This window comes from Anaeromassilibacillus sp. An250 (assembly GCF_002159845.1).
In the GTDB taxonomy this organism is placed as follows: domain Bacteria; phylum Bacillota; class Clostridia; order Oscillospirales; family Acutalibacteraceae; genus Anaeromassilibacillus; species Anaeromassilibacillus stercoravium.
The window spans coordinates 186,139-208,010 of record NZ_NFJK01000003.1; the positions used below are offsets into that span (position 1 = coordinate 186,139).

Genomic DNA, 21,872 nt, shown 5'->3' on the forward strand with positions numbered 1-21,872 from the left:
GATGGAGAAATTCTTCCATTCGGTCATTTTGGATAAAGAGAAATGCATGGGATGCACCAATTGCATCAAACGCTGCCCGACGGAGGCGATCCGGGTGCGCGATGGAAAGGCGCAGATTATCTCAGAGCGTTGCATCGATTGCGGCGAGTGTATCCGCGTTTGCCCACATCATGCAAAACGGGCGCGGTTTGACCATCTCTCCGAGTTGGACAACTACTCCTATAAGATCGCTCTTCCGGCGCCGGCTTTGTTCGGGCAGTTTAACAACCTGGACGACATCGACATCGTCCTCACCGGGCTCAAGAAGATGGGGTTCGATGAGGTGTATGAGGTTGCGCGCAGTGCGGAGCTGGTTTCCGATGCCACGCGCAAGTTGATGCAGCAGGGGCATCTGGAGCGGCCCATCATCAGCTCGGCGTGTCCGGCGGTAGTCCGTTTGATCCGCGTGCGGTTCCCGGAACTCTGTTCGCATGTGCTGCCGCTGAATTCCCCCATGGAGACGGCGGCCCGCTTTGTGAAAAAGGAGGCGAGGAAGAAGACCGGCTTGCCCTTGGAAGAGATCGGCGCGTTTTTTATCACGCCCTGTCCAGCTAAGGTGACGGACACAAAATGCCCGATCAGCACCAAGACGTCCTATGTGGACGGTGCAATTGCAATCAGTGAGATTTTCCCCGCCTTGGTGGAGAAAATGGAGAAAGCGGAGACAGTTGAGCCGTTGATGCAGTGCGGTGTGATCGGCGTCGGCTGGGCGTCCAGCGGCGGCGAGGCGGCGGCGCTGCTCAATGACAAATATCTGGCGGCGGACGGTGTGGACAATGTCATCCGCGTGTTGGAAGAGTTGGAGGACGAGCGCATCAAGGAGCTGGACTTCATCGAATTAAACGCCTGCGCGGGCGGGTGCGTTGGAGGGGTGCTCTGCGTGGAAAATGCCTATGTCGCCAAGGCACGGCTACAGCGGCTGCGCCGGTATCTCCCCGTTTCGCAGAACCATTTGGAAGAGGGGATTCCCCCTTGTATGCAATGGCAGGATAATTTGGAATTTGCGCCCGTGCTCAAGCTTTCCGACGATATGGGCGAAGCCCTGCGCATGATGGCCGATATCGACAAAATCTGTGAGAAACTGCCGGGGCTGGATTGCGGCTCCTGCGGCGCGCCAACCTGCCGCGCATTTGCGGAGGATGTGGTCCGCGGATCTGCGAAGGAAAATGAGTGTATCTTTATTCTGCGCGAGGAAATTAAACAGGTCGCCCAAGCGCTCTCCTCTATGGGAGGTTTTGTGCCAGGGCATCATAAGGAGGCCGATTCCGATGAACGTTGAGCAAGTTTGCAAGCAATTGGATCTGCATGTGCTGGTGGGGGAGGACCTCTCCCGCGAGGTGACTGGAGGCTATACGGGCGATCTGCTCAGTTGGGTCATGGCGCGCTTGCCGGCGGATGCAGTATGGTTTACCGTGATGGGCAATGTCAATGCAATCGCCGTGGCGTCCCTGGCAGACGCTGCCTGCATTGTCCTGACGGACAATGCGTCGTTGGACGAGGAGGCGCGCGTCAAGGCGCAGCAGCAGGATATTCTGGTTCTCGGCAGCGAAAAGAATAGCTACGAGCTCGGCGCGCAGCTGGCGGAATTGCTGAAAAAATGAAGTTCTTCTACGACTTTCACCTGCATTCCTGCCTTTCGCCCTGCGGGGACGATGATATGACGCCCTACAATTTGGTCAATATGGCAAAACTGTTGGGATACGATATCATTGCGCTGACGGATCATAACTCCTGCCGGAACGCCGCCTCTGCGGTCAGAGCGGGGGAGCAGGCGGGCCTTGTGGTGATCCCCGGCATGGAGCTATGCACGCAGGAGGAAGCGCATGTCGTGTGCTTGTTCCCGGACGTCCCATCCGCAGAGGCGTTTGAGGAATTTGTGCAGGAAAAAAGCCTGAAAATTCCCAATCGGCCCGAGATCTTTGGACGTCAACTGGTGATGGATGCTCAAGACCGCATCCTTGGGGAAGAGGAGCGTTTGCTCATCAACGCCACGCAAATTGGGGTGGATCACGTCCTGCGCGAGGCGAGGCGGTTTGGCGGGACAGCTTTCCCGGCCCATGTGGATAAGCCGGCATATAGCGTAATCGCTTCCTTAGGGGCGATTCCCCCGGAGGCGGGGTTTCGTACGGCAGAGATCAGCTTTTCCGGGGACCCGGAGAAGCTTCTGCAAACAAATCCGGAACTGTCGGGCCTGTTCATCCTGCGAAATTCCGACGCTCATTACCTGGAACACATGCGGGACCCCGGCCCGGTGCTGGAGCTGCCGGAAGCATCTGCTGAGGCGGTGATCCAGCTTTTAAATGGACAAAATTCATAATTTTACATAATTATATGAATAATTATTGAACATGATTGTTTCGAGTATATTTCATGGAGAAATTACAAAAAAATTGTAGATTTTCTACAAACAGTATGCTATAATAAATCATAATGCATTTGAGGCGAAATGTTCGAAACATTACGAAACATTTTGCTGCATTTGGAAATCACAGGGAGGAACAAGAATGCAAAAAAAAATAAGCAATTTGCCTTTTCAAGGGACTCCGGAGCAGGAAAAGAAGCTGCACGAAGTAATTGAAAAGCACAAAGATGACAAAGGCGCGATCATGCCGGTTTTGCAGGAGGCCCAGGAGATTTATGGCTATCTGCCGGTGGAAGTGCAAACCATGGTGGCGGAAGGCCTCAACAAGCCGTTGGAGGAAGTCTTTGGCGTGGCGACCTTCTATTCGCAGTTCTCGCTCACCCCAAAGGGGAGATATAATATCTCTATCTGCCTGGGGACGGCCTGCTATGTAAAGGGCGCAGCTGCAGTCCTGGATAAGGTGAGTTCTGCCCTTGGCATCCAGCCCGAAGAATGTACCCCGGATGGGAAGTTTTCTTTGACCGCTTGCCGCTGCATCGGCGCTTGCGGTTTGGCGCCGGTTATGACCATCAATGATGATGTGTATGGCCGTTTGGTGCCGGAAGAGGTCGACGGGATCTTGGCAAAGTACAACGACTAAGATGCGGGAACTCTCTTTAAATGTGATGGACATCGCGCAGAATTCCATTTCGGCGGGCGCATCCTGTATCACGGTGGATGTCTGTGAGGACACCGCCCTGGACCGCTTGACGATCCGGATTGTGGACAACGGCCGCGGAATGACCGCGGAACAGGTTGCCCGTGTAATAGACCCCTTTTTCACCACGCGCACCACGCGCAAGGTGGGCTTAGGAATCCCGCTCTTTAAAATGGAGGCGGAGATGACGGGCGGCGGGCTGCGGATCGACTCCGAGCCAGGAAAAGGGACGACGGTAACGGCGGAGTTTGTGCCTTCCCATGTGGATTTTATCCCTTTGGGGGACATCAACGAGACGGTCCTATTATTGATTACATGCAATACAGACCGGGATTTTGTCTTTCATCACAGGATTGATGACCGTGAATTTACTTTGGATACCCGTGAGTTGCGCGGGATTTTGGGCGAGGAAGTGGAGCTGAACGTGCCAGATGTTGTGGCATGGATGCGGGACTTTCTCAAGGAACAAACAGAAAGCATCAAAGGGGAGAAAATATAGTATGAAGTCATTAGCGGAACTTCAGGCAATCCGAGATAAAGCCCGCGGCAAGGTTACGCTGCGGGAAGGACAGGACGACGCGATCCGCGTATTGGTCGGCATGGCCACCTGCGGCATCGCTGCGGGCGCACGCCCGGTCCTCACCACCATCGTGGACGAGGTGGCGAAAAGAGGCCTCCAGAACGTCATGGTTACCCAGACGGGATGCATCGGCATCTGCCAGTTTGAGCCGGTTGTCGAGGTTGTGGAACCCGGCAAGGACAAGATCACCTATGTGAAGATGACGCCGGAAAAGGCGGTCCGCATGGTGAACGACCACCTGGTCAACGGCAACGTCGTCACGGAGTTTACCATCGGCGCGAATTCAAAATAAGGAGGCTGTAAAATGTATCGTTCGAATGTACTGGTTTGCGGCGGTACGGGTTGTACCTCCTCGAACAGTGAGCTGATTATCCAGCGTCTGAAAGAGGAAATTGCCGCGAAAGGCCTCGAGCAGGAGGTCAATGTCATCCGTACGGGCTGCTTCGGCCTCTGTGCCTTGGGCCCGATTATGATTGTATATCCAGAGGGCGCGTTCTATAGCATGGTCAAGCCGGACGATGTGCCGGAGATCGTGGAGGAGCATCTGCTCAAGGGCAGAATTGTCAAGCGCCTTCTTTATCAAGAGACCGTGGTGGAGAATTCCAACTCCGTCAAGTCTTTGAACCATACGCCTTTCTATGAAAAACAGCACCGCGTTGCGCTGCGCAACTGCGGCGTTATCAATCCCGAGGACATCGACGAGTACATAGCGGTCGACGGCTATCAGGCGTTGGGCAAGGTTCTCACGGAAATGACCCCACAGGACGTCATCGATGTAATCACCAAGTCCGGCCTGCGCGGCCGCGGCGGCGCAGGTTTCCCGACCGGCCGGAAGTGGCTCTTTGCCGCACAGAACCAGGCGGATCAGAAATATGTGTGCTGCAACGCGGATGAAGGTGACCCAGGCGCGTTCATGGACCGTTCCATCTTGGAAGGCGACCCGCATGCAGTTCTGGAAGCCATGGCCATCGCCGGCTATGCGATCGGCGCGTCCCAGGGATATATTTATGTCCGTGCCGAATACCCGATCGCGGTAAAGCGCTTGCAGATTGCCATCGACCAGGCCAGAGAGTACGGCCTGCTCGGTAAACATATCTTTGATACCGATTTCAATTTTGATATTGAACTCCGCCTTGGCGCCGGTGCGTTCGTCTGCGGCGAAGAGACGGCTTTGATGACCTCCATCGAGGGCAAGCGTGGCGAGCCGCGTCCGCGTCCTCCGTTCCCAGCACTCAAGGGCCTGTTTGGAAAGCCGACCATCCTGAACAACGTTGAAACGTATGCCAATGTCGCCCAAATCATCCTGAAGGGCGCGGACTGGTTCGCCTCTATGGGTACGGAAAAGAGCAAGGGCACCAAGGTGTTCGCTCTGGGCGGCAAGATCAAGCACACCGGCCTAGTGGAAGTCCCCATGGGCACCACCCTGCGCGAAATCGTCGAGGAGATCGGCGGCGGCGTGCCGGACGGCCATACCTTTAAGGCAGCCCAGACCGGCGGCCCTTCCGGCGGCTGTATCCCGGCCTCCCAGATGGATGTACCGATCGATTACGACAACCTGATCGCCATCGGCTCCATGATGGGTTCCGGCGGCCTGATTGTCATGGACGACACCACCTGTATGGTGGACATCGCGAAGTTCTTCCTGGAATTCACCGTGGATGAATCCTGTGGAAAGTGTACCCCGTGCCGCGTTGGTACGCGCCGCCTGTTGGAAATCCTCAATAAGATCACCAGCGGCAACGGCACCCTGGAGGACATCGACCGTTTGGAAGAGCTCTGCAATTATCTGAAAGAAAATTCGCTCTGCGCTTTGGGCCAGACGGCGCCGAACCCGGTGCTCTCCACCCTGCATTATTTCCGCGATGAGTACATCGCGCACGTCACGGAGAAACGCTGCCCGGCGGGCGCATGTAAGGCGTTGACGAATTACTATATCCTCGAAGACAAGTGCAAAGGCTGTACGCTTTGCGCACGCAACTGCCCGGTCGGGGCGATCAGCGGTACCGTGAAGAAGCCGCATGTGATCGATACGAGCAAATGCATCAAGTGCGGCGCTTGCATGGAGAAGTGCAAGTTCAACGCGATTGTGAAGAGATAAGAAAGGAGTGTGCCATCAATGGATATGGTCAATATAAAAATCAACGGCATGCCCCTCTCGGTGCCGAAGGATTCTACGATTTTGGAGGCTGCACGGTATGCGGGCATCAACATCCCCACACTGTGCTTCCTGAAGGATATCAACGAAATTGGCGCTTGCCGTATGTGCGTTGTAGAAGTGAAGGGCGCCCGTTCTTTGGTTGCGGCCTGCGTTTATCCGGTCAACGAGGGGATGGAAGTTTTCACCAATACACCGAAGGTGCAGGAATCCCGCAAGCTCACGCTGGAGCTGCTGCTCTCCGTGCACGACCGCAAGTGCCTCACCTGCAAGCGCAGCGGAAGCTGCGAGCTGCAGTCCCTCTGCTATGAGCTGGGCGTGGACGACGCCGAGCACTTTGACGGTGCAAAACCGGAAGCCCAGAAGGATGAATCCACGGAGTATTTGGTCCGCGACAATGGAAAGTGCATCCTCTGCCGCCGCTGCGTGGCCGCTTGCGCCAACCAGCATGTGGCTGTGATCGGACCGAACGGCCGCGGGTTCGATACCCACATTGGCTGTATGTTTGAACGTCCGCTGAACGAAGTGGCCTGCGTTTCCTGTGGCCAGTGCATTGTGAGCTGCCCGACGGGTGCCCTCACAGAGCGCGATCAGTGCGACGAGGTCCTTGCAGCGATCAACGATCCGGAGAAATATGTCGTGGTACAGACCGCTCCGGCCATCCGTGCAACTTTGGGCGAATGCTTCGGCATGCCGGTCGGCACCAACGTCAAGGGCAAGATGGTTGCCGCCCTGCGCCGCCTGGGCTTTGATAAGGTGTTTGACACCGACTTCGGCGCCGACCTCACCATCATGGAAGAGGCCACAGAATTCCTCGACCGTGTGAAGAACGGCGGCGTACTGCCGATGATCACCTCCTGCTCGCCCGGCTGGATCAAGTTCTGCGAGCATTATTTCCCGGACCTGCTGCCGAATGTGTCCACCTGTAAGTCCCCGCAGCAGATGACCGGCGCGATGATTAAGACTTGGTTTGCAGAGAAGAACGGCCTTGACCCGAAGAACATCGTCGTGGTCAGCGTCATGCCCTGCATTGCAAAGAAATTTGAGATCAAGCGTGACGACCAGGATGCCGCAGGCGAGGGCATCCCGGATACGGATATCTCCATCACTACGCGCGAGCTGTCCCGCCTGATCAACCGTGCGCATCTGGACTTTGTCAACCTGCCAGATGAGGAGTTCGACGACGCGATGGGTATTTCCACCGGCGCGGCCGCGATCTTTGGCGCGACGGGCGGCGTTATGGAGGCGGCGCTCAGAACCGCAGCGGACGTTCTGGAGGGCAAGAGCCTGGACAACATCGATTACACCGAGGTGCGCGGCACCGAGGGCATCAAGGAAGCCGTCTATCATGTCGGCGGCATGGATGTCAAAGTGGCGGCGGTCAGCGGCCTGAGCAACGCCAACGAGGTGCTTGAGAAGGTCCGCAAGGGTGAAGCCGACTATCACTTTATTGAGATCATGTGCTGCCCGGGCGGTTGTGTCAATGGCGGCGGCCAGCCGATCCAGTCCGCAACGGTCCGCAGCTTCACAGACCTCAAGGGCCTGCGTGCAAAGGCGCTCTACGAAGAGGACAAGAACCTCCCGCTGCGCAAGAGCCACGAGAGCCCGCTGATCAAACTGGTGTACGACGAGTATTTGGGTGAGCCCGGCAGCCACAAGGCGCACGAGCTTCTGCACACCAGCTACGTTGCCAGAAAGAGATTCTAATCGTTTTATAAATTAAGATTGGTCGATAAAAGGCCCGGACAGAGCTTCTGTCCGGGCCTTTTTATGAGGATTCCAGAGAGGACAGAATCCTTCTGTCCTCTCTGGAATCCATCTGGCCGATCCGCCACACAAAAATAGATGAAAAATTGCCGGAGCATCGGTCGTTTTTCGAGCGAAAGGCTTCCTTTACTTTTTTTGGAGGAATCGGTATAATAGAACCAACAAAAATTCCATCCAGGAGGTGCGTTTTGGAAAAGCTTTTACTGCGGCACGCAAGGATTCTCGACCCGTCCTCTGACTTGGACCAGATCGGGGATCTTTTGCTGGTAGACGGTTCTTTACAGCAGGTTGGCGGGACGGTCGAAGCATCGGACGCGCAGGTGATCGACGCAAGCGGGATGGTTGTAGCCCCCGGCCTGGTGGACATGCATGTCCATCTGCGCGACCCGGGCTTTACCGAAAAGGAAGACATCCTCACCGGCTGTCGTGCAGCGGCGGCGGGCGGTGTGACCAGCTTGCTCTGCATGCCCAATACGAAGCCGGCCATCGATACCCCGGAAACGGTGCGCTATATTTTGGACAAGGCTTCCCAAGCGGATGCACATGTCTATGTGGCGGCTGCCATTACAAAGGGATTGCAAAGCGGGGAATTGGACGACCTTGCGGCCCTGCGGGAGGCAGGCGCGGTTGCATTGAGCGACGATGGGCGCCCGGTTGTCCATTCCCGCTTGATGGCCCGCGCGATGCAGGTAGCGCCTGAGCTGGGAATGCGGGTGGTATCCCATTGCGAAGACCTTGACCTCTCCAAGGGCGGCCTGATGAACGAAGGGGCGGTTTCGCGCGAACTGGGCGTGCCAGGTGTGCCCAACGCGGCCGAGGACTGCGGAACGGCGCGGGACATTGCTCTGGCGGAAGCGTATCAGGTCCCGATCCATATCTGTCATGTGAGTTCTCGCACGTCGGTGGCCATGATTCGGGATGCAAAGCGCCGGGGCGTGCAGGTGACTGCGGAGACGGCACCGCATTATTTTAGCCTGACCGACGCCCTGCTGCGGGCGCGGGACGCGGATTTCCGGATGAGCCCGCCCTTGCGCACGGAGGCGGACCGCTTGGCGGTGATCGAAGGGCTTCGGGATGGGACCATCGATGCGATTGCAACCGACCACGCTCCACACACGCCGCAGGAAAAGGCGGATTTTTCCAAGGCGCCGAATGGGAGCATCGGGATGGAGACCTCCCTCGCTGCCGGGATCACCTACCTGGTCAAGCCCGGCCTGCTGACGCTTCGGGAACTGCTCCGGTTGATGAGCACAGCGCCGGCCAAGATCTTGAAGATTCCGGCGGGAACATTGGAGACCAGTAGGCCGGCGGATCTGGTGCTGTTTGACCCGGAAGAGCAGTGGACGGTGGACCCGGAGAAGCTGCACGGGAAGAGCCGCAATGCGGTCTTTAAGGGGCGGCTTTTGACAGGGCGCGTAAAGTTGACCATCTGCGGCGGCAAAATTGTCTATCGCGATGGCGAATGAGGAAGAAAAACGATCAGAGAAAATAGAAGGGTGGAAACGAACATGGCATTTGACCGACTGATAGAGCGGATTGCAACCTTGCAGAACCCGACTGTGGCGGGATTGGACCCAAAACTCGACTATATCCCCTCCTATATCAAGGAGGAAGCCTTTGCGAAATATGGAAAGAATTTGGAAGGCGCAGCGGCAGCGATCCTGGAATTCAATAAGGGATTGATCGATGCGCTGTGTGAGATTGTCCCCGCAGTGAAGCCCCAGTGTGCCTATTATGAGATGTACGGCTGGCAGGGGGTCAAAACGCTGCACGATACCATTGCCTATGCGAGCGAAAAAGGGATGTTCGTGATTACGGACGGCAAGCGCAACGACATCGGCACGACGATGGAAGCTTATGCGGCGGCACACCTCGGCACGGTCCTGGTGGAAGACGAGCTCTGCGTCCCGTTTGGCGGGGATGCGCTGACGGTGAACGGCTATCTGGGTTCGGACGGCATCAAGCCGCTCCTCTCCATCTGCAAGGCGGAGGATAAGGGTATCTTTGTGTTGGTCAAGACCTCAAACCCCTCCTCTGGAGAGCTGCAAAATCGTGTTTTGGACGATCAGAAGACGCTCTATGCCACGATGGGTGCGCTTTGCGAGCAGTGGGGCGAAGAACTCCCCGGTAAGTATGGCTATTCGGGCGTTGGCGCGGTTGTCGGCGCGACGTATCCGGAGCAGCTGCGTGAGCTGCGTTCGGCCTTGCCGCATACCTTCTTCCTGGTGCCCGGCTACGGAGCGCAGGGCGGCGGCGCTAAGGATGTGGCCCCGGCCTTTGACGCCAACGGCCGCGGTGCAATCGTGAACGCCTCCCGCTCCATCCTCTGTGCATGGCAGAAGCAGCATGCGCCGGAACACGACTATGCAAAGGCGGCGGCAGCAGAGGCAGTGCGGATGCGCGACGAAATCGTAGGGGAGATTGGGACGATCAAATGATGAAATACGATGTAAAGGATTGCAAGCTTCTGCAAAAGCGGGAGCTTGCAAAGGATATTTTTGACTTCGTTGTAGAAGCGCCGGACTTTGCAGCGGCTGCGCAGGCGGGCCAGTTTGCGCATATCTATGTGCCGGGCAAGACGCTGCGCCGCCCGATTTCGATCTGCGGCGTAGACCGTGCGGCTGGGACATTGCGCTTCGTGTTCCAGATCCGCGGCGAAGGGACCCGTATGTTGGCAGGTCTGGAAGAGGGGGCAACCCTCGACATCCTGGCGCCGCTCGGGCACGGCTTTGTCTTGGGGGATTGTTCCCGCAAGGCAGTATTTGTGGGCGGCGGCATCGGCGTTCCGCCGCTTTTGGAGGCATCGAAAGCATTTGGAAAGAATGCGACCGCTGTGCTCGGTTTCCGCAACCGGGACGCTGTGATTTTGGAAGAGGATTTCCGCGCCAACGGCTGTGAAGTGCGCATAGCGACCGACGACGGCAGCATGGGGCACCACGGCCTGGTGACGGATTGCCTGAAGGACCTCGATTTTGATGTCCTTTTTGCCTGCGGGCCGACGCCCATGTTGAAGGCGGTCTGTGCGGTTGCAAAAGAGCGCGGCGTGGAATGCCAGATCTCCTTGGAGGAACGCATGGCCTGCGGCATCGGCGCGTGCCTGGGATGCGCCTGCAAGCTGCTCGCAGATGGACGGGAATATTTTGGGCATGTCTGCAAAGACGGCCCGGTGTTCCCCTATCAGAATGTTGTTTTGGATTGAGGAGGCGGGAACATGGCTGATTTACAGGTAAAGATCGCAGGGGTTGCGTTTGAAAACCCACTGATTGCCGCCTCCGGCACCTTCGGCTTTGGCCGGGAATACCAGGAATTTTATCCGCTCTCCACATTGGGGGGGATTTCCTGCAAGGGCATTACCCTTCAGGAGCGTCCAGGTAACCCGCCGCCCCGCATTGCGGAAACGCCCTCCGGAATGTTGAACTCGGTGGGCCTGCAAAATCCGGGTGTCGATCACTTTATTGAAGAGGACCTTCCCCGGCTGAAACAGCAGGGGACGGTCGTCATTGCGAATATCGCGGGGAACACGCAGCAGGATTACTGCCGTATGGCGGAAAAGCTCTCGGAGAGCGACGTCGATATGGTGGAATTGAATATCTCCTGTCCCAATGTCAAGCACGGCGGCGTTGCCTTCGGGACCTCCTGCGCAAGTGTGGAAGAGATCACGGTGGCTGTGCGCAAGTATTGCCGCAAACCGCTGATTGTCAAGCTGTCCCCCAATGTTGCCGATATCGGGGAAATTGCGGCCGCGGCGGAAGCAGGCGGCGCAGACGCGATCTCCCTCATCAATACGTTGACAGGTATGCGGATTGACATCCGCACTCGCCGGCCGATTCTCCGCAATAACACGGGCGGGCTTTCCGGACCGGCGGTATTCCCAGTCGCTGTGCGCATGGTGTGGCAGGCGGCGCAGCGCGTCAAGGTTCCGGTCATCGGGTTGGGCGGCATCAGCACTTGGCAGGACGCCGTGGAGATGTTGCTGGCCGGTGCGTCGGCCCTGCAGATCGGCACCGTTCTGTTTACGGACCCGTATGCGCCCATCAAGATCTTGGACGGCCTGAACCGCTATTTGGATGAGAACCACATTGCTTCTGTGACTGAGCTGACGGGCGCCGTGTGTGCCTATTGAGTTAATCCCATTTGGAAGGTTGTGTTCGCATGGAAACACTTCATTCATCAAGTTATAACGCCATTCCCCAAAAGCCGGAAGGGGCCACCCGCATTTTGTTGGTGCGCCACTGCGAAGCGGAGGGCAATACGAACGGGCGGTTCCAGGGCAGCTCCGACTGCGGGATCTCCGGCAATGGGGAAAAGCAGCTGGAGCTCTTAGCCCTGCGCCTCCGGAATATACGGATTGACGCCATGTATTCCAGCCCGCTCAAGCGCGCTTGGTTGACCGCGGAGGCGGTCAACCGCTATCATCATCTTCCGATTCATGCGGAGAAGCGCTTGCAGGAAATCGATGGCGGCGATTATGAGGGGCTCCTGTGGGCGGATCTGCCCAAGGTCGCGCCGGAGCAGGACGCCAATTGGTATACCGCGCCGCAGAATTTTTGCGCGCCCCATGGGGAGAGCATGCGCCAGGTCTATGACCGCGTATGGGAAGCGGTGCGTGCCATTGTGCGCGAAAATCCGGGAAAGACGGTCTGTGTGGCGTCCCACGGCTGTGCCATCCGGAACATCCTCTGCCATGCGATGAACAAACCGTTGGAGCAGTTGAACGACGTGGATTGGTGCGACAACACAGCCGTCAGCGTGATTGACTTCGATCAACAGGGGAACCCCCACCTCGCCGTATGGAATGATGCCTCCCACTTGACGCCAGAGGTCTCCGTATTTGCCAAACAGACCTGGTGGCGGCGGGAGAATCGGGAGCGTAGACGATGAGAATTTTAGCAGTTGATCTGGGAAAAGCGCGTACAGGTTTGGCTGTATGCGATGAGGGGGAGCTTTTGGCTTCCCCAGTGGGCGTTATACAGGAATACAACCGGGAACGCCTTGCGGCTGCCGTTGCCGCAAAAGCCGGGGAATATCGTGTGGGCGAAATTGTTGTAGGGCTTCCACGCAATATGGACGGCAGCGAGGGCGAAAGCGCCCAAAGCGCGCGCGCATTTGCCGAACAGTTGCGCGCTTTGATCGATGTGCCGGTGCATATGCAGGACGAGCGCGGGACAACCATCACAGCGCACGGATATCTGAACGACACGGATACGCGGGGAAAGAAGCGGAAGGCTGTGGTCGATGCGGTGGCGGCAACGATCATTTTAGAGGATTATCTGATGTACCGCCGGAATCGGAAGCATTTGTTCAACAACTGAATCGCATAACAACCATGGGGACAGATACGGTTTCCATGGTTGTTTCTTTATTACTGAAATTTACGTTTGTTTTTTATACAATCTATAGAATTTTTGCAGAAAGCAAGAGGATAAACTTGACAAGTATTATCAACTTTGCTACGCTAAGTACGAATAGAGTCAAAAGAGGTGAGTGTGCTGCTGATTACACGGGAAGCGGATTATGCGCTGCGCATCATGCGTGCATTGGCAGGTGGAGAGCAGCGGACAGCGGCGGACATTTGCCAGCAGGAACAAATTCCGGATCAATTTGTGTATAAGATCGCAAAAAAACTGGAAAAGGCCGGTTTTATCAAGATTGTCCGTGGTGCAGAGGGCGGTTGCCGTCTGGCGGTGGATCTGCGTACGGTAAGCGTCTATGATCTGATGGAGGCTTTGGACACGGACCGGTTGGTCAATGCATGCATGCAGCCGGGATATCGCTGTAATTGGCAGGAGGCACATATAGAACCCTGCGGGTTTCACCGCCGTTTTGAAGAAATCCAAGAGAGAATGGATGCCCTTTTGCGCAGTTATAGCATCGATTGGCTTTTGTATGGGCGATGTTTATAGCGTGAGCGTTACATCCCATAGAGTGAGGATCACTTGCTAGATTTTGTAGCTACAGTATTCTGCTTTAGCCATCTTTTGCATATACGTTTAAGACCTTCAAGTCTTATTATCCTTTTATACCGGAGAAATCCTGAAGAAAGAAAGCGGATGTATAAACCAAACAGAGAGGGCCGTTGCGAATAGGCAATGGCCCTCTCTGTTTGAAATTCGGCTAATTCCGTCCCTTTCCGATATAAAAGATAGCAATTGCGCCAGGGCCGGTGTGCGAGCCAATGATAGGCCCGATGTTATTTGTCACAATACGTTTGATATGATACCGGCTTTTGATCTCCTTTTTGAGGTAGGCGGCATCGTCCGGGCAGTCACCGTGGACAATGAAGACCACTTGATCCCCTGTATCCCGGAAGGTTTTCTCCATATGCTCTAAGAGGATGTGAAGTGATTGCTTACGTCCGCGGACTTTTTCCATAGGGACCAGCTTTCCGTCTTCCGTAATACGCAAGATAGGCTTGATTCCTAACATAGTCCCTACCAACGCGGCTGTACCGGAGAGCCGGCCGCCCCGCTTGAGGAAGTGGAGGTCGTCCACGGTGAACCATCCAGAGACGAGCAAGCGCTCGTTTTGTACCCACTGGTACAGCTCTTGGATGGTCATCCCTTCCCGTTGCTTTTGCACAGCCGCATACACCAACAGGCCCGTGCCGAGCGTAGCGGTCAAAGAGTCCGCCACAAGGAGGGTTTGCTCCGGATATTTTTTGCACAATTCTTCCGCGACCATCACAGAATTGTGATAGGTGCCGGAGAGCGCAGAGGAAAAACCAATATAGAGGACGTCCACACCGTTTTGTAGATAGGATTCGAAGACGTCGGTGAATTCTGCTTGGTTGATTTGGTTGGTAGTGGACATATCCCCGTTGCGCAGGCGGTCAAAGAAATCTTTGGCGGTGTATTCACGCTCGTCCGGATAGTGGGTATAGCTTTCTTCTCCAAAATTAAAAGACATGGGAATCACATGAACGCCCAATTCCTCCACCAGTTTTACAGGAAGGTCCGCACATGCATCCGTTATAATTTGGTATTGGCTCATTGAATCGCTTCCTTTCCATAGATGTACCTAGTCTTTGCTCTTCCCTAGGAAGAATAGGGCAACCGTCCCCGGCCCTGCATGGGACCCGATCACAGGCCCGATATAGTTGATATAGACCTTTGGTACAGAAAAGCGCGCTTTCACTTGCTTGGCCACATATTCGGCGTCCTCTGGGGCATTTCCATGGCTGATAAAAATCGCCTGGTTTTCCGGATGCTCCACGGCTTTCTCCATATGGTTGACAAGTGCATCCAGCGCATTTTTGCGCCCGCGGACCTTTTCCACAGGGATCAAGTGGCCATCATTGTCAACATGTAAGACCGGTTTGATCCCTAGCATAGTTCCAAACAGGGCTGCTGCGCCGGAAACACGCCCGCCGCGCTTGAGGAAGTTCAGATCGTCCACCGTGAACCAATGCGCCAAACGGTTGCGGTTTGCCTCTACCCAGGAGGCCAGTTCGTCGATCCCCATGCCCTCCCGTTGCTTTTGTACCGCATGGTAGACCAGCAGCCCCTCGCCCATAGAAGCAGCGAGGGAATCTAACACAAGAATACGGCGGCCGGGATATTTTTCAGAGAGTTCCTGCGCAGCAAGGCGCGAATTGTTATAGGTCCCCGATAGACCGGAAGAGAAACCAATATAGAGTACATCGGTTCCGGCCTGAAGGTAGCGTTCGAACGTCTCTGTAAAGGTAGTGGCGTTAATTTGGTTGGTGGTAGCAGTTTCTCCGGAGGCCAAACGCTCGTAGAAGGTCCGATTGGATAATGCACGCTCATCCGGGAATTGAAGATAAGACGCACCGCTGAGTGTAATTTCCATGGGGATGATTTCAATGCCTAATTCTTCTGCAAGCGCAGGGGAGAGATCTGTGGTGGAATCCGTGATAATTTGGTAACCGTTCATCCTTATAACTCCTTTGCTTACAACCTCTTTAAAACATAAACAAAGATATCCGGAAAATTGGCAATAGGGCCTTTGGTCGCTATAAAGAAAGGCCCCTGTTTGGAAAACAGGAGCCGCGTCATTTAAAAAATCCCGCCTGGCCGTAATGTGCGAAATAACCTGCCTACGAAAGACAGGTGGGTGCCCGCCCAACGGGTTTCCACTCCCTTCTTCCAGCAAAAGCCGGGAGGTCTGCGGTCTGCCGCCGGAGCAAAGCTCCCGATTTAAAAGTGTAGGGTTATTTATACACAAGTCCACGCACCAGGCAGGGAAAGCTTATTCTTCCGGATCTTCCTCTTCGTAAAGCTCTTCAAAATGCTTTTCAAAGATTTCCGCAAGGCGGTCGAGAAGCTCTTCGTCTTCTACTTCCGCAAGCTGCTGCTCGCCGTCCTCTTCGATCGCCTCAAAAATGTAATAGGTGCCCTCTGAATCCACCTCATCCTGCGGGTCATCAAAGGTAGGAAGCAGAGCATAGAAACATCCTTCGTCATTATCAATCACATCGAGGATTTCAAACTCATGTTCTTCACCCTCGTCATCAATCAAAGTAATCAAATCCGCGCCAAACTCGTCGTTCAATCGGTTCATCTCCTTCGCAGTGTGTTTTTCTGTTACTCATTTTACCTTTATAAGAGCAGTAAGTCAACAGAAACTTTTGGTTATCGAGAAATCCATTTAAAAACTGGCGGTTGAAAGGTAGAGAGGCATTGTATCTTGGCAGAACAGGAAGATTACATAGCCCTATGGACCTTATGTGCAACGGATTAGAAAAAATATCATATAAATTTTAAAAATGTTAGAAAAAAGTATTGACAAACACGAAAAACGCGTTATAATAGAATCAGAAACAGGGGAGAGAAAAAGAAAAACGCAGATGCCTTCACAAAAGAAAACCCATAAGGTAATATCCCAAAAAGGATATTATGAAGATTGGCTTCAGAAGGCATGGAAAGTCTCCAATGTATGATTTCAAGAAAGGGTGTGAGTCCAATGAACAGTGAGCCAATTCAACTGAATAGCGGCTGGTCAGTCGGGCCCATGCCGCTTATTCAATAAAATTTAAAAAACAGCATGTAGCTGTAACTCCTGAGACAATCAGTTGTCTGTCCTAATTTTCTTTTATTTAGCAACCAATTGAGATGCCAGGGGACAACGCGGAAACAAATCGGTTGGAAAATACAGAGGAGTTGAAACGTTGCAAAAACTGGTAAATCCAAGTAAGTAACCATTGGATGGATACAGAGCGACGAGCAGGATGGAGCAAAAGGATCAGTGGTTTAACGAGCACTGCATTGTGATTCCTACAAAGCCTGTGACGCTGGAAATCTGGATGAAAGAACAGAACGAAAGACAGGATGAGGTCTACAAGCAATTTTTTAACAAACTTTAAATTTGCGGAGTGGATAGCCTGTAATGCCGGATTCTGAAAAGACCGGAGCGAAAGCAGGAGAAAACAAAGCAATTAAAGAATTGAAGAAAAATTGCATTTGAGAAAGCCAACAATGCCTGTAAGCTGGATTCCTTTCAAACAGATACAGACCGAAAGCAGGAATGCGGATAGCAATTTCAGTTTGGTCGAGAAATTGTTGAAACCATGGAGCTGAGATGCCTGCAATGCTAATTCCTGAAAATGAAGTGCTTACAAGGTTGGTCGCAGAACCAAGAAGAGCGGTAATTTTGAAAGCGATAAGATCCCGTTAGATCGTAAGTTGAAGAAAAAATTAGCGTGTTTTTTCTTGGGGAAGCAATCATTCTGGATGTTCAGAAAAGTGAAAAGCCCGGCCGGGTACTTTTTGCAACACTTGATGAACAAGAATGAATGATTCCAAAGCATCTCGTTTTTATAAAATAAAACGAAAAGGAATGAGTCCAAAGGGCAATTTGGTTTGAGCTACCATTCATTTGAGAAAGGAAACGGTTCGTATTACGCTTCAAAGATCAAAGATGGTGTGCGAAAGCACGGAGCAAATCTTATCGGGAATCGCGTGACCTATAATTTGAAGCCTGTTTTACTCTTCGTAAAAGAGTTGGTTCGAGAGAACAGAGAATAGTAGGTGAGTCCAAAGTATAGTTAAAACACGCATGAAATTCTTTTGAAAGATGAATTGCTTCCAAGGTGATTCCCAAGTGCTAAATACAAAAATCCGAGTCTATCGAGATGGTAGGTAAAGATTTTTAGATAGTAAGAGGATCGAAATTGTTCAATAACTCAATATAGAAGCTCCGGTGATTAAGGTTACCGGAGCTTTTGTTTTTATACCTTCCCATTTTTTCAATTCTCCGGTATAATGGGATATACTTATTTTATGGGCTTGAGAATCCCAATCAAGCGATTCAAGAAAAGGAGGAATTCTTTTGGGTCAGTATGATGTGATCGTCATAGGCGGTGGCCCGGCTGGGTATACAGCGGCGCTTTATTGCGCGAGGGCTGCACTTTCCACTTTGGTTCTGGAGGCGATGGCTCCTGGCGGCCAGATGGGCACGACCGACCAGATCGACAACTATCCAGGGTTTGCCGATGGCATCAACGGCTTTGAACTCGCCATGAATATGCAGAAACAAGCGGAACGCTTTGGGGCCGAGAGCGTCTTTGCCCAGGTTTCTTCTATGGATTTGAAAGGGCCGGAGAAAAAAATTTATACCGAAGAGGGGGATACGTATACGTGCCGTGCGGTGATTCTCGCTTTGGGCGCTTCCCCGAGGGAGTTGGGGCTGCCGGAGGAACGTACCCTCCGTGGACGAGGAGTCTCGTACTGCGCCACCTGTGACGGTATGTTTTACAAAGAAAAAACAGTCGTTGTGGTTGGCGGCGGGGATACCGCTGCTGCGGATACGGTTTTTCTATCTAAGATATGTAAGAAAATTTATTTGGTGCATCGCCGGGATACATTGCGCGCATCGAAGGCATATCTAAAGCCGCTCGAGGCCTGCGAGAATGTAGAATTTGTTTGGGATTCTGTAGTGGAAGCAATTTTGGCGGACGGAAACGTGACCGGGGTTCGTGTGAAAAATAAAAAGACCGGCGAAACACGCGAAATTGCTTGCGATGGCATTTTTGTTGCAGTTGGAAATATCCCCAATACAGCGCTTGTAGCAGACGCGGTAAAGCTTACGCCAAATGGATATATTGATGCAGGAGAGACAACAGAAACGAATTTGCCCGGTGTATTTGCGGCGGGTGACGTCCGTCAAAAAGTTTTGCGGCAGGTGGTTACGGCGGTGGCCGACGGAGCAGTAGCTTCCCATATGGCGGAAGAATATTTGAGCGGAATCTAATCGGAAAACGAGGGTTGTTTGCACCATATAAAGAGAGGTGTGTGTAGATGTCCATTGTTGGCGCCTTTATTGTTCCCCATCCGCCGATTATTCTCCCGGAGGTCGGAAAAGGAGAGGAAAAGGAAATTCAAAAAACCATTGATGCCTACCGGAAAGTTGCCCAGTGCATTGCGGCCTTCAAGCCGGAGACCATTGTGCTGACTTCTCCGCATTCGGTCATGTATGCCGATTATTTTCACATTTCTCCCGGAGAAAGCGCGTGGGGAGATATGCGCCAATTCGGTGCGCCGGATGTCGAAATCGGTGTGGAGTACGATACAGAATTTGTGCAGGAGCTCTCCGGCCAAGCGAAGAAACAGAACCTGCCTGCGGGGACAATGGGAGAACGCAAAAGGGCGTTGGATCATGGGACGCTGATTCCCCTCTATTTTTTGAATATGTGTTATACCGATTACCGATTGGTGCGCATCGGGCTTTCCGGTTTATCGCCGCTGGATCATTACCGGCTTGGCAAATGTATCGCGCAGGCAGCGGAATCCCTCGACCGGCGTGTGGTGTTTATCGCCAGCGGGGATCTATCCCACCGGTTGAAAGAAGATGGCCCCTATGGATATACACCGGAAGGACCGGAATTTGATGCACAGGTCACAAATGCGATGATGCGGGGAGACTTTTTGCGTTTCCTGGAATTCGATGAAGCTTTCTGTGAAACGGCGGCGGAGTGTGGTTTGCGTTCGTTTCAGGTGATGGCGGGAGCGCTGGATGGAAAAGCGGTCAAATCGGAACTGCTCTCCTATGAAGGCACCTTTGGCGTTGGATATGGCGTCGCTTCTTTTTGGGTTGCAGGGGAGGACGAAAGCCGCCGCTTTGGGGAGCAATACGAAAAAAGGCAGCGAGCCTTCCTAGACCAGGCAAAGCAGAAGGAAGATGCCTATGTCCGCCTTGCGAGGAAGGCGCTGGAAACATATGTCCGGACGGGAGAACGAATCAAGCGGCCGCTGGAAGCGCCTGCGGAGATGTGTTCACAGGCGGCGGGGGTGTTTGTTTCCCTGAAAAAGGACGGACAACTGCGCGGCTGCATCGGAACCATTGAACCGGAAACGGTGTGTGTTGCGGACGAGATCATCGAAAATGCGATTTCCGCAGGCACACACGATCCACGGTTCCATTCGGTGGCCGAAGAGGAACTGGGCCAACTGCTGTACAGTGTGGATGTGCTTGGAAAGCCAGAACGAGTGGCATCCGTTGCGGAATTGGATGCAAAACGATATGGAGTGATCGTTTCCAAAGGTTGGAAGCGTGGCCTGCTGTTGCCAAATCTGGACGGAGTCAACACGCCGGAACAGCAGATTTCCATTGCCCTCAAGAAAGCGGGAATTCGTCCTTCGGAGGAGTATACGATCGAGCGCTTCGAGGTGACCCGGCACAAATGAAAAAGACATGTGAACTTTGTCCGCACCGCTGTGAGCTCGAAGAAGGGCAAACCGGTTTTTGCAGGGCGCGCCAAAATCGGGATGGGCAGATTATATCCATCAACTATGGAAAGGTCACTGCACTTGCACTGGATCCCATTGAGAAAAAACCGTTGCGGCATTTTTATGCTGGCAAAAATATTCTATCCGTGGGAAGTTTTGGCTGCAACCTGCGGTGTCCGTACTGCCAGAATCATACTATTTCTATGGCGAACGCAGCACAGACTGTATCCTGTTATATATCTCCGGAAGAGCTGGTAGCGCGTGCGTTAGAGCGAATTCCCGATGGCAACATTGGAATCGCTTATACGTACAACGAACCTCTGATTGGCTATGAGTATGTCCGTGATTGTGCAATGCTTGCGAAGGAAAAGCAGCTAAAAAATGTCGTTGTCACCAATGGCTGCATTGCGGAGGAAGCCTTTCAAAAATTGCTCCCTTGGATTGATGCTTGGAACATTGATTTAAAGGGTTTCAAAAATGCTTCTTACGGACAGCTTTGTGGAGACTTGGAAGTTGTAAAGCGGAACATTGTATCAGCGGCGGCCCAGGGGCATGTGGAAATTACGACCTTGATTGTCCCGCAAAGAACCGATACGGAAGAGGAAATCAGAGAGCTTTCCTCGTGGCTTAGCAGTGTGGATTGCAAAATCCCGCTGCATATTACGCGCTTTTTTCCGCAGTATCGTATGCAGGACTGTTTGGCTACACCGGTCTCCACGGTATATCGTCTGGCAGATGTGGCTAGAAAGTATCTGGAGTATGTCTATGAAGGAAACTGTTAAAATGCGCAATTTAAGCATTAAAATGAGAAGCCTCCGGTCTTAGAATCGAAAGATCGGAGGCTTTTTGGATGATCCAAAACCGTTTATACTTACAAATGTAGGAGGAATGTATGGGATTAAGAGTGCTGAAGCCTTGTTTTGAAGATTTTCCCTTTTATCGCATGTAAACGCCGATGGTCTTCCTGTTTAATAGATTGTTTTATGTGGGGGAAGAATGGAGAAGATTCAAAAGAAAACCCCGAAGGGTTTCAGCCCATCGGGGAAATAGACGTCCTGCATCCTTCGACGGTGCTGCCCGTATCGAACACACACCCTTCCACAATATGCCCACATTTATTTCTTATCGAACGAGGGGTTAAAGGCATAGAAGTTTTTCGAATTCAAATTGTCGGTTGCAATGCGCAATCCCTCTCCGAAGCGCTGATAATGGACAATTTCGCGGGCGCGCAGGAACTTAATCGGATCACGGACATCCGGGTCATCCGCATACCGAAGGATGTTATCGTACGTCAAGCGTGCTTTCTGTTCGGCGCTCAAATCTTCGTGGAGATCTGCTAGGACATCCCCTGTCACGGCAAATGTATTGGCGGAGAATGCTTCGCCGCTTGCCGCCTGGGGATAGACGCCCGTCGTGTGGTCGACAAAATACGTATCGAATCCGGCTTTTTTGATCTGTTCGGTGGTCAGGCCGCGCGTTAGCTGATAGACAATGGTGCTGACCATCTCTAAGTGTGCCAGTTCTTCGGTACCTATTGGAGAGTCACAGTGGCACACAAAAAAGAAAACTTGGCCCCACATGAAGGTTAC

23 protein-coding genes and 1 other RNA gene are annotated in these 21,872 nt (G+C 53.3%); 19 read left to right on the plus strand and 5 right to left on the minus strand.

What is annotated here, in order from left to right; all coding sequences use genetic code 11:
- Nucleotide 1 precedes the first annotated feature (1 nt).
- The 15 genes from B5F54_RS03920 (at nt 2) to B5F54_RS03990 (ending at nt 13,503) form a co-directional block, all read left to right on the plus strand.
- The gene (locus B5F54_RS03920) at nt 2-1,318 is read left to right on the plus strand and encodes a [Fe-Fe] hydrogenase large subunit C-terminal domain-containing protein (RefSeq protein ID WP_087230795.1); all 1,317 of its coding nucleotides are present in this window, start codon (nt 2-4) and stop codon (nt 1,316-1,318) included.
- Nucleotides 1,308-1,640: a hypothetical protein gene (locus B5F54_RS03925; protein WP_087230797.1), complete on the plus strand. Its 333-nt coding sequence runs from the start codon at nt 1,308-1,310 to the stop codon at nt 1,638-1,640. The genes B5F54_RS03920 and B5F54_RS03925 overlap by 11 nt, the downstream gene beginning before the upstream one ends.
- Nucleotides 1,637-2,356 (plus strand): PHP domain-containing protein, encoded by a 720-nt coding sequence (locus B5F54_RS03930; RefSeq protein ID WP_087230800.1) that lies wholly within the window; start codon nt 1,637-1,639, stop codon nt 2,354-2,356. Before B5F54_RS03925 ends, B5F54_RS03930 begins: the two co-directional genes overlap by 4 nt.
- A 187-nt stretch (nt 2,357-2,543) precedes the next feature.
- Complete coding sequence (locus B5F54_RS03935) at nt 2,544-3,041, plus strand: NADH-quinone oxidoreductase subunit NuoE family protein (RefSeq protein WP_087230803.1); 498 nt, start codon at nt 2,544-2,546, stop codon at nt 3,039-3,041.
- 25 nt (nt 3,042-3,066) lie between these two features.
- Nucleotides 3,067-3,597: an ATP-binding protein gene (locus tag B5F54_RS03940; RefSeq protein ID WP_242969629.1), complete on the plus strand. Its 531-nt coding sequence runs from the start codon at nt 3,067-3,069 to the stop codon at nt 3,595-3,597.
- 1 nt (nt 3,598) lies between these two features.
- Nucleotides 3,599-3,970, plus strand: a complete 372-nt coding sequence (locus B5F54_RS03945; RefSeq protein ID WP_087230809.1) for a (2Fe-2S) ferredoxin domain-containing protein — start codon at nt 3,599-3,601, stop codon at nt 3,968-3,970.
- A gap of 12 nt (nt 3,971-3,982) precedes the next feature.
- Entirely contained in the window at nt 3,983-5,776 is a 1,794-nt protein-coding gene (gene nuoF / locus B5F54_RS03950) for an NADH-quinone oxidoreductase subunit NuoF (protein ID WP_087230810.1), read from the plus strand.
- Nucleotides 5,777-5,794: 18 nt separating this feature from the next.
- Complete coding sequence (locus B5F54_RS03955) at nt 5,795-7,540, plus strand: NADH-dependent [FeFe] hydrogenase, group A6 (protein WP_087230812.1); 1,746 nt, start codon at nt 5,795-5,797, stop codon at nt 7,538-7,540.
- A gap of 248 nt (nt 7,541-7,788) precedes the next feature.
- A complete protein-coding gene (locus B5F54_RS03960; protein WP_087230815.1) occupies nt 7,789-9,066 on the plus strand; it encodes a dihydroorotase in 1,278 nt (425 codons plus the stop codon).
- A 42-nt stretch (nt 9,067-9,108) separates the two neighbouring features.
- Nucleotides 9,109-10,038 (plus strand): orotidine-5'-phosphate decarboxylase, encoded by a 930-nt coding sequence (pyrF, locus tag B5F54_RS03965; RefSeq protein ID WP_087230818.1) that lies wholly within the window; start codon nt 9,109-9,111, stop codon nt 10,036-10,038.
- On the plus strand, nt 10,035-10,799 hold the full coding sequence (locus B5F54_RS03970) for a dihydroorotate dehydrogenase electron transfer subunit (RefSeq protein WP_330396769.1): 765 nt from the start codon (nt 10,035-10,037) through the stop codon (nt 10,797-10,799). The genes pyrF and B5F54_RS03970 overlap by 4 nt, the downstream gene beginning before the upstream one ends.
- A gap of 12 nt (nt 10,800-10,811) precedes the next feature.
- Nucleotides 10,812-11,723: a dihydroorotate dehydrogenase gene (locus B5F54_RS03975; RefSeq protein ID WP_087230820.1), complete on the plus strand. Its 912-nt coding sequence runs from the start codon at nt 10,812-10,814 to the stop codon at nt 11,721-11,723.
- A 29-nt stretch (nt 11,724-11,752) separates the two neighbouring features.
- Nucleotides 11,753-12,481, plus strand: a complete 729-nt coding sequence (locus B5F54_RS03980; RefSeq protein ID WP_087230823.1) for a histidine phosphatase family protein — start codon at nt 11,753-11,755, stop codon at nt 12,479-12,481.
- Nucleotides 12,478-12,912: a Holliday junction resolvase RuvX gene (ruvX, locus tag B5F54_RS03985; protein ID WP_087230826.1), complete on the plus strand. Its 435-nt coding sequence runs from the start codon at nt 12,478-12,480 to the stop codon at nt 12,910-12,912. Before B5F54_RS03980 ends, ruvX begins: the two co-directional genes overlap by 4 nt.
- Nucleotides 12,913-13,086: 174 nt before the next feature.
- Nucleotides 13,087-13,503, plus strand: a complete 417-nt coding sequence (locus tag B5F54_RS03990; RefSeq protein WP_237966408.1) for an RrF2 family transcriptional regulator — start codon at nt 13,087-13,089, stop codon at nt 13,501-13,503.
- A gap of 211 nt (nt 13,504-13,714) precedes the next feature.
- Here the strand turns inward: B5F54_RS03990 and B5F54_RS03995 are convergent, their stop codons facing one another.
- The 4 genes from B5F54_RS03995 to B5F54_RS04010 all read right to left on the minus strand — a co-directional run bounded on the left by B5F54_RS03995 (nt 13,715) and on the right by B5F54_RS04010 (nt 16,120).
- Nucleotides 13,715-14,590, minus strand: a complete 876-nt coding sequence (locus B5F54_RS03995) for a DegV family protein (RefSeq protein WP_087230829.1) — start codon at nt 14,588-14,590, stop codon at nt 13,715-13,717.
- A gap of 27 nt (nt 14,591-14,617) precedes the next feature.
- Entirely contained in the window at nt 14,618-15,493 is an 876-nt protein-coding gene (locus tag B5F54_RS04000; RefSeq protein ID WP_087230831.1) for a DegV family protein, read from the minus strand.
- 125 nt (nt 15,494-15,618) lie between these two features.
- Nucleotides 15,619-15,807: non-coding RNA, 6S RNA (ssrS, locus tag B5F54_RS04005), on the minus strand.
- A gap of 1 nt (nt 15,808) precedes the next feature.
- Entirely contained in the window at nt 15,809-16,120 is a 312-nt protein-coding gene (locus tag B5F54_RS04010) for a DUF1292 domain-containing protein (RefSeq protein ID WP_419761394.1), read from the minus strand.
- A 667-nt stretch (nt 16,121-16,787) separates the two neighbouring features.
- Between B5F54_RS04010 and B5F54_RS18235 the strand changes: the two genes are divergently transcribed.
- From B5F54_RS18235 to amrS, 4 genes are all read left to right on the plus strand, one after another.
- The gene (locus B5F54_RS18235; protein WP_275532221.1) at nt 16,788-16,922 is read left to right on the plus strand and encodes a hypothetical protein; all 135 of its coding nucleotides are present in this window, start codon (nt 16,788-16,790) and stop codon (nt 16,920-16,922) included.
- Nucleotides 16,923-17,887: 965 nt separating this feature from the next.
- On the plus strand, nt 17,888-18,808 hold the full coding sequence (gene trxB / locus B5F54_RS04015; protein ID WP_207738185.1) for a thioredoxin-disulfide reductase: 921 nt from the start codon (nt 17,888-17,890) through the stop codon (nt 18,806-18,808).
- A 47-nt stretch (nt 18,809-18,855) separates the two neighbouring features.
- Nucleotides 18,856-20,241: an AmmeMemoRadiSam system protein A gene (amrA, locus tag B5F54_RS04020; protein ID WP_087230837.1), complete on the plus strand. Its 1,386-nt coding sequence runs from the start codon at nt 18,856-18,858 to the stop codon at nt 20,239-20,241.
- Complete coding sequence (gene amrS, locus B5F54_RS04025; protein ID WP_087230840.1) at nt 20,238-21,065, plus strand: AmmeMemoRadiSam system radical SAM enzyme; 828 nt, start codon at nt 20,238-20,240, stop codon at nt 21,063-21,065. The genes amrA and amrS overlap by 4 nt, the downstream gene beginning before the upstream one ends.
- 333 nt (nt 21,066-21,398) lie before the next feature.
- On the opposite strand, the gene B5F54_RS04030 is transcribed toward amrS, so the two are convergent.
- Entirely contained in the window at nt 21,399-21,863 is a 465-nt protein-coding gene (locus B5F54_RS04030; RefSeq protein WP_087230843.1) for a manganese catalase family protein, read from the minus strand.
- Between the last annotated feature and the right edge of the window lie 9 nt (nt 21,864-21,872).

What these genes read in the sequence shown, in the direction of transcription:
- B5F54_RS03980 (WP_087230823.1), top strand. Translation starts at nt 11,753, where the DNA reads ATGGAAACACTTCATTCATCAAGTTATAACGCCATTCCCCAAAAGCCG.
- B5F54_RS03970 (WP_330396769.1), top strand. Translation starts at nt 10,035, where the DNA reads ATGATGAAATACGATGTAAAGGATTGCAAGCTTCTGCAAAAGCGGGAG.
- amrA (WP_087230837.1), top strand. Translation starts at nt 18,856, where the DNA reads ATGTCCATTGTTGGCGCCTTTATTGTTCCCCATCCGCCGATTATTCTC.
- B5F54_RS03920 (WP_087230795.1), top strand. Translation starts at nt 2, where the DNA reads ATGGAGAAATTCTTCCATTCGGTCATTTTGGATAAAGAGAAATGCATG.
- B5F54_RS04030 (WP_087230843.1), bottom strand. Translation starts at nt 21,863, where the DNA reads ATGTGGGGCCAAGTTTTCTTTTTTGTGTGCCACTGTGACTCTCCAATA.
- B5F54_RS04000 (WP_087230831.1), bottom strand. Translation starts at nt 15,493, where the DNA reads ATGAACGGTTACCAAATTATCACGGATTCCACCACAGATCTCTCCCCT.
- B5F54_RS03955 (WP_087230812.1), top strand. Translation starts at nt 5,795, where the DNA reads ATGGATATGGTCAATATAAAAATCAACGGCATGCCCCTCTCGGTGCCG.
- B5F54_RS03930 (WP_087230800.1), top strand. Translation starts at nt 1,637, where the DNA reads ATGAAGTTCTTCTACGACTTTCACCTGCATTCCTGCCTTTCGCCCTGC.
- ruvX (WP_087230826.1), top strand. Translation starts at nt 12,478, where the DNA reads ATGAGAATTTTAGCAGTTGATCTGGGAAAAGCGCGTACAGGTTTGGCT.
- amrS (WP_087230840.1), top strand. Translation starts at nt 20,238, where the DNA reads ATGAAAAAGACATGTGAACTTTGTCCGCACCGCTGTGAGCTCGAAGAA.
- B5F54_RS04010 (WP_419761394.1), bottom strand. Translation starts at nt 16,120, where the DNA reads ATGAACCGATTGAACGACGAGTTTGGCGCGGATTTGATTACTTTGATT.
- B5F54_RS03940 (WP_242969629.1), top strand. Translation starts at nt 3,067, where the DNA reads ATGGACATCGCGCAGAATTCCATTTCGGCGGGCGCATCCTGTATCACG.
- B5F54_RS03935 (WP_087230803.1), top strand. Translation starts at nt 2,544, where the DNA reads ATGCAAAAAAAAATAAGCAATTTGCCTTTTCAAGGGACTCCGGAGCAG.
- B5F54_RS03975 (WP_087230820.1), top strand. Translation starts at nt 10,812, where the DNA reads ATGGCTGATTTACAGGTAAAGATCGCAGGGGTTGCGTTTGAAAACCCA.
- B5F54_RS03925 (WP_087230797.1), top strand. Translation starts at nt 1,308, where the DNA reads ATGAACGTTGAGCAAGTTTGCAAGCAATTGGATCTGCATGTGCTGGTG.
- nuoF (WP_087230810.1), top strand. Translation starts at nt 3,983, where the DNA reads ATGTATCGTTCGAATGTACTGGTTTGCGGCGGTACGGGTTGTACCTCC.
- B5F54_RS03995 (WP_087230829.1), bottom strand. Translation starts at nt 14,590, where the DNA reads ATGAGCCAATACCAAATTATAACGGATGCATGTGCGGACCTTCCTGTA.
- B5F54_RS18235 (WP_275532221.1), top strand. Translation starts at nt 16,788, where the DNA reads ATGGAGCAAAAGGATCAGTGGTTTAACGAGCACTGCATTGTGATTCCT.
- pyrF (WP_087230818.1), top strand. Translation starts at nt 9,109, where the DNA reads ATGGCATTTGACCGACTGATAGAGCGGATTGCAACCTTGCAGAACCCG.
- B5F54_RS03945 (WP_087230809.1), top strand. Translation starts at nt 3,599, where the DNA reads ATGAAGTCATTAGCGGAACTTCAGGCAATCCGAGATAAAGCCCGCGGC.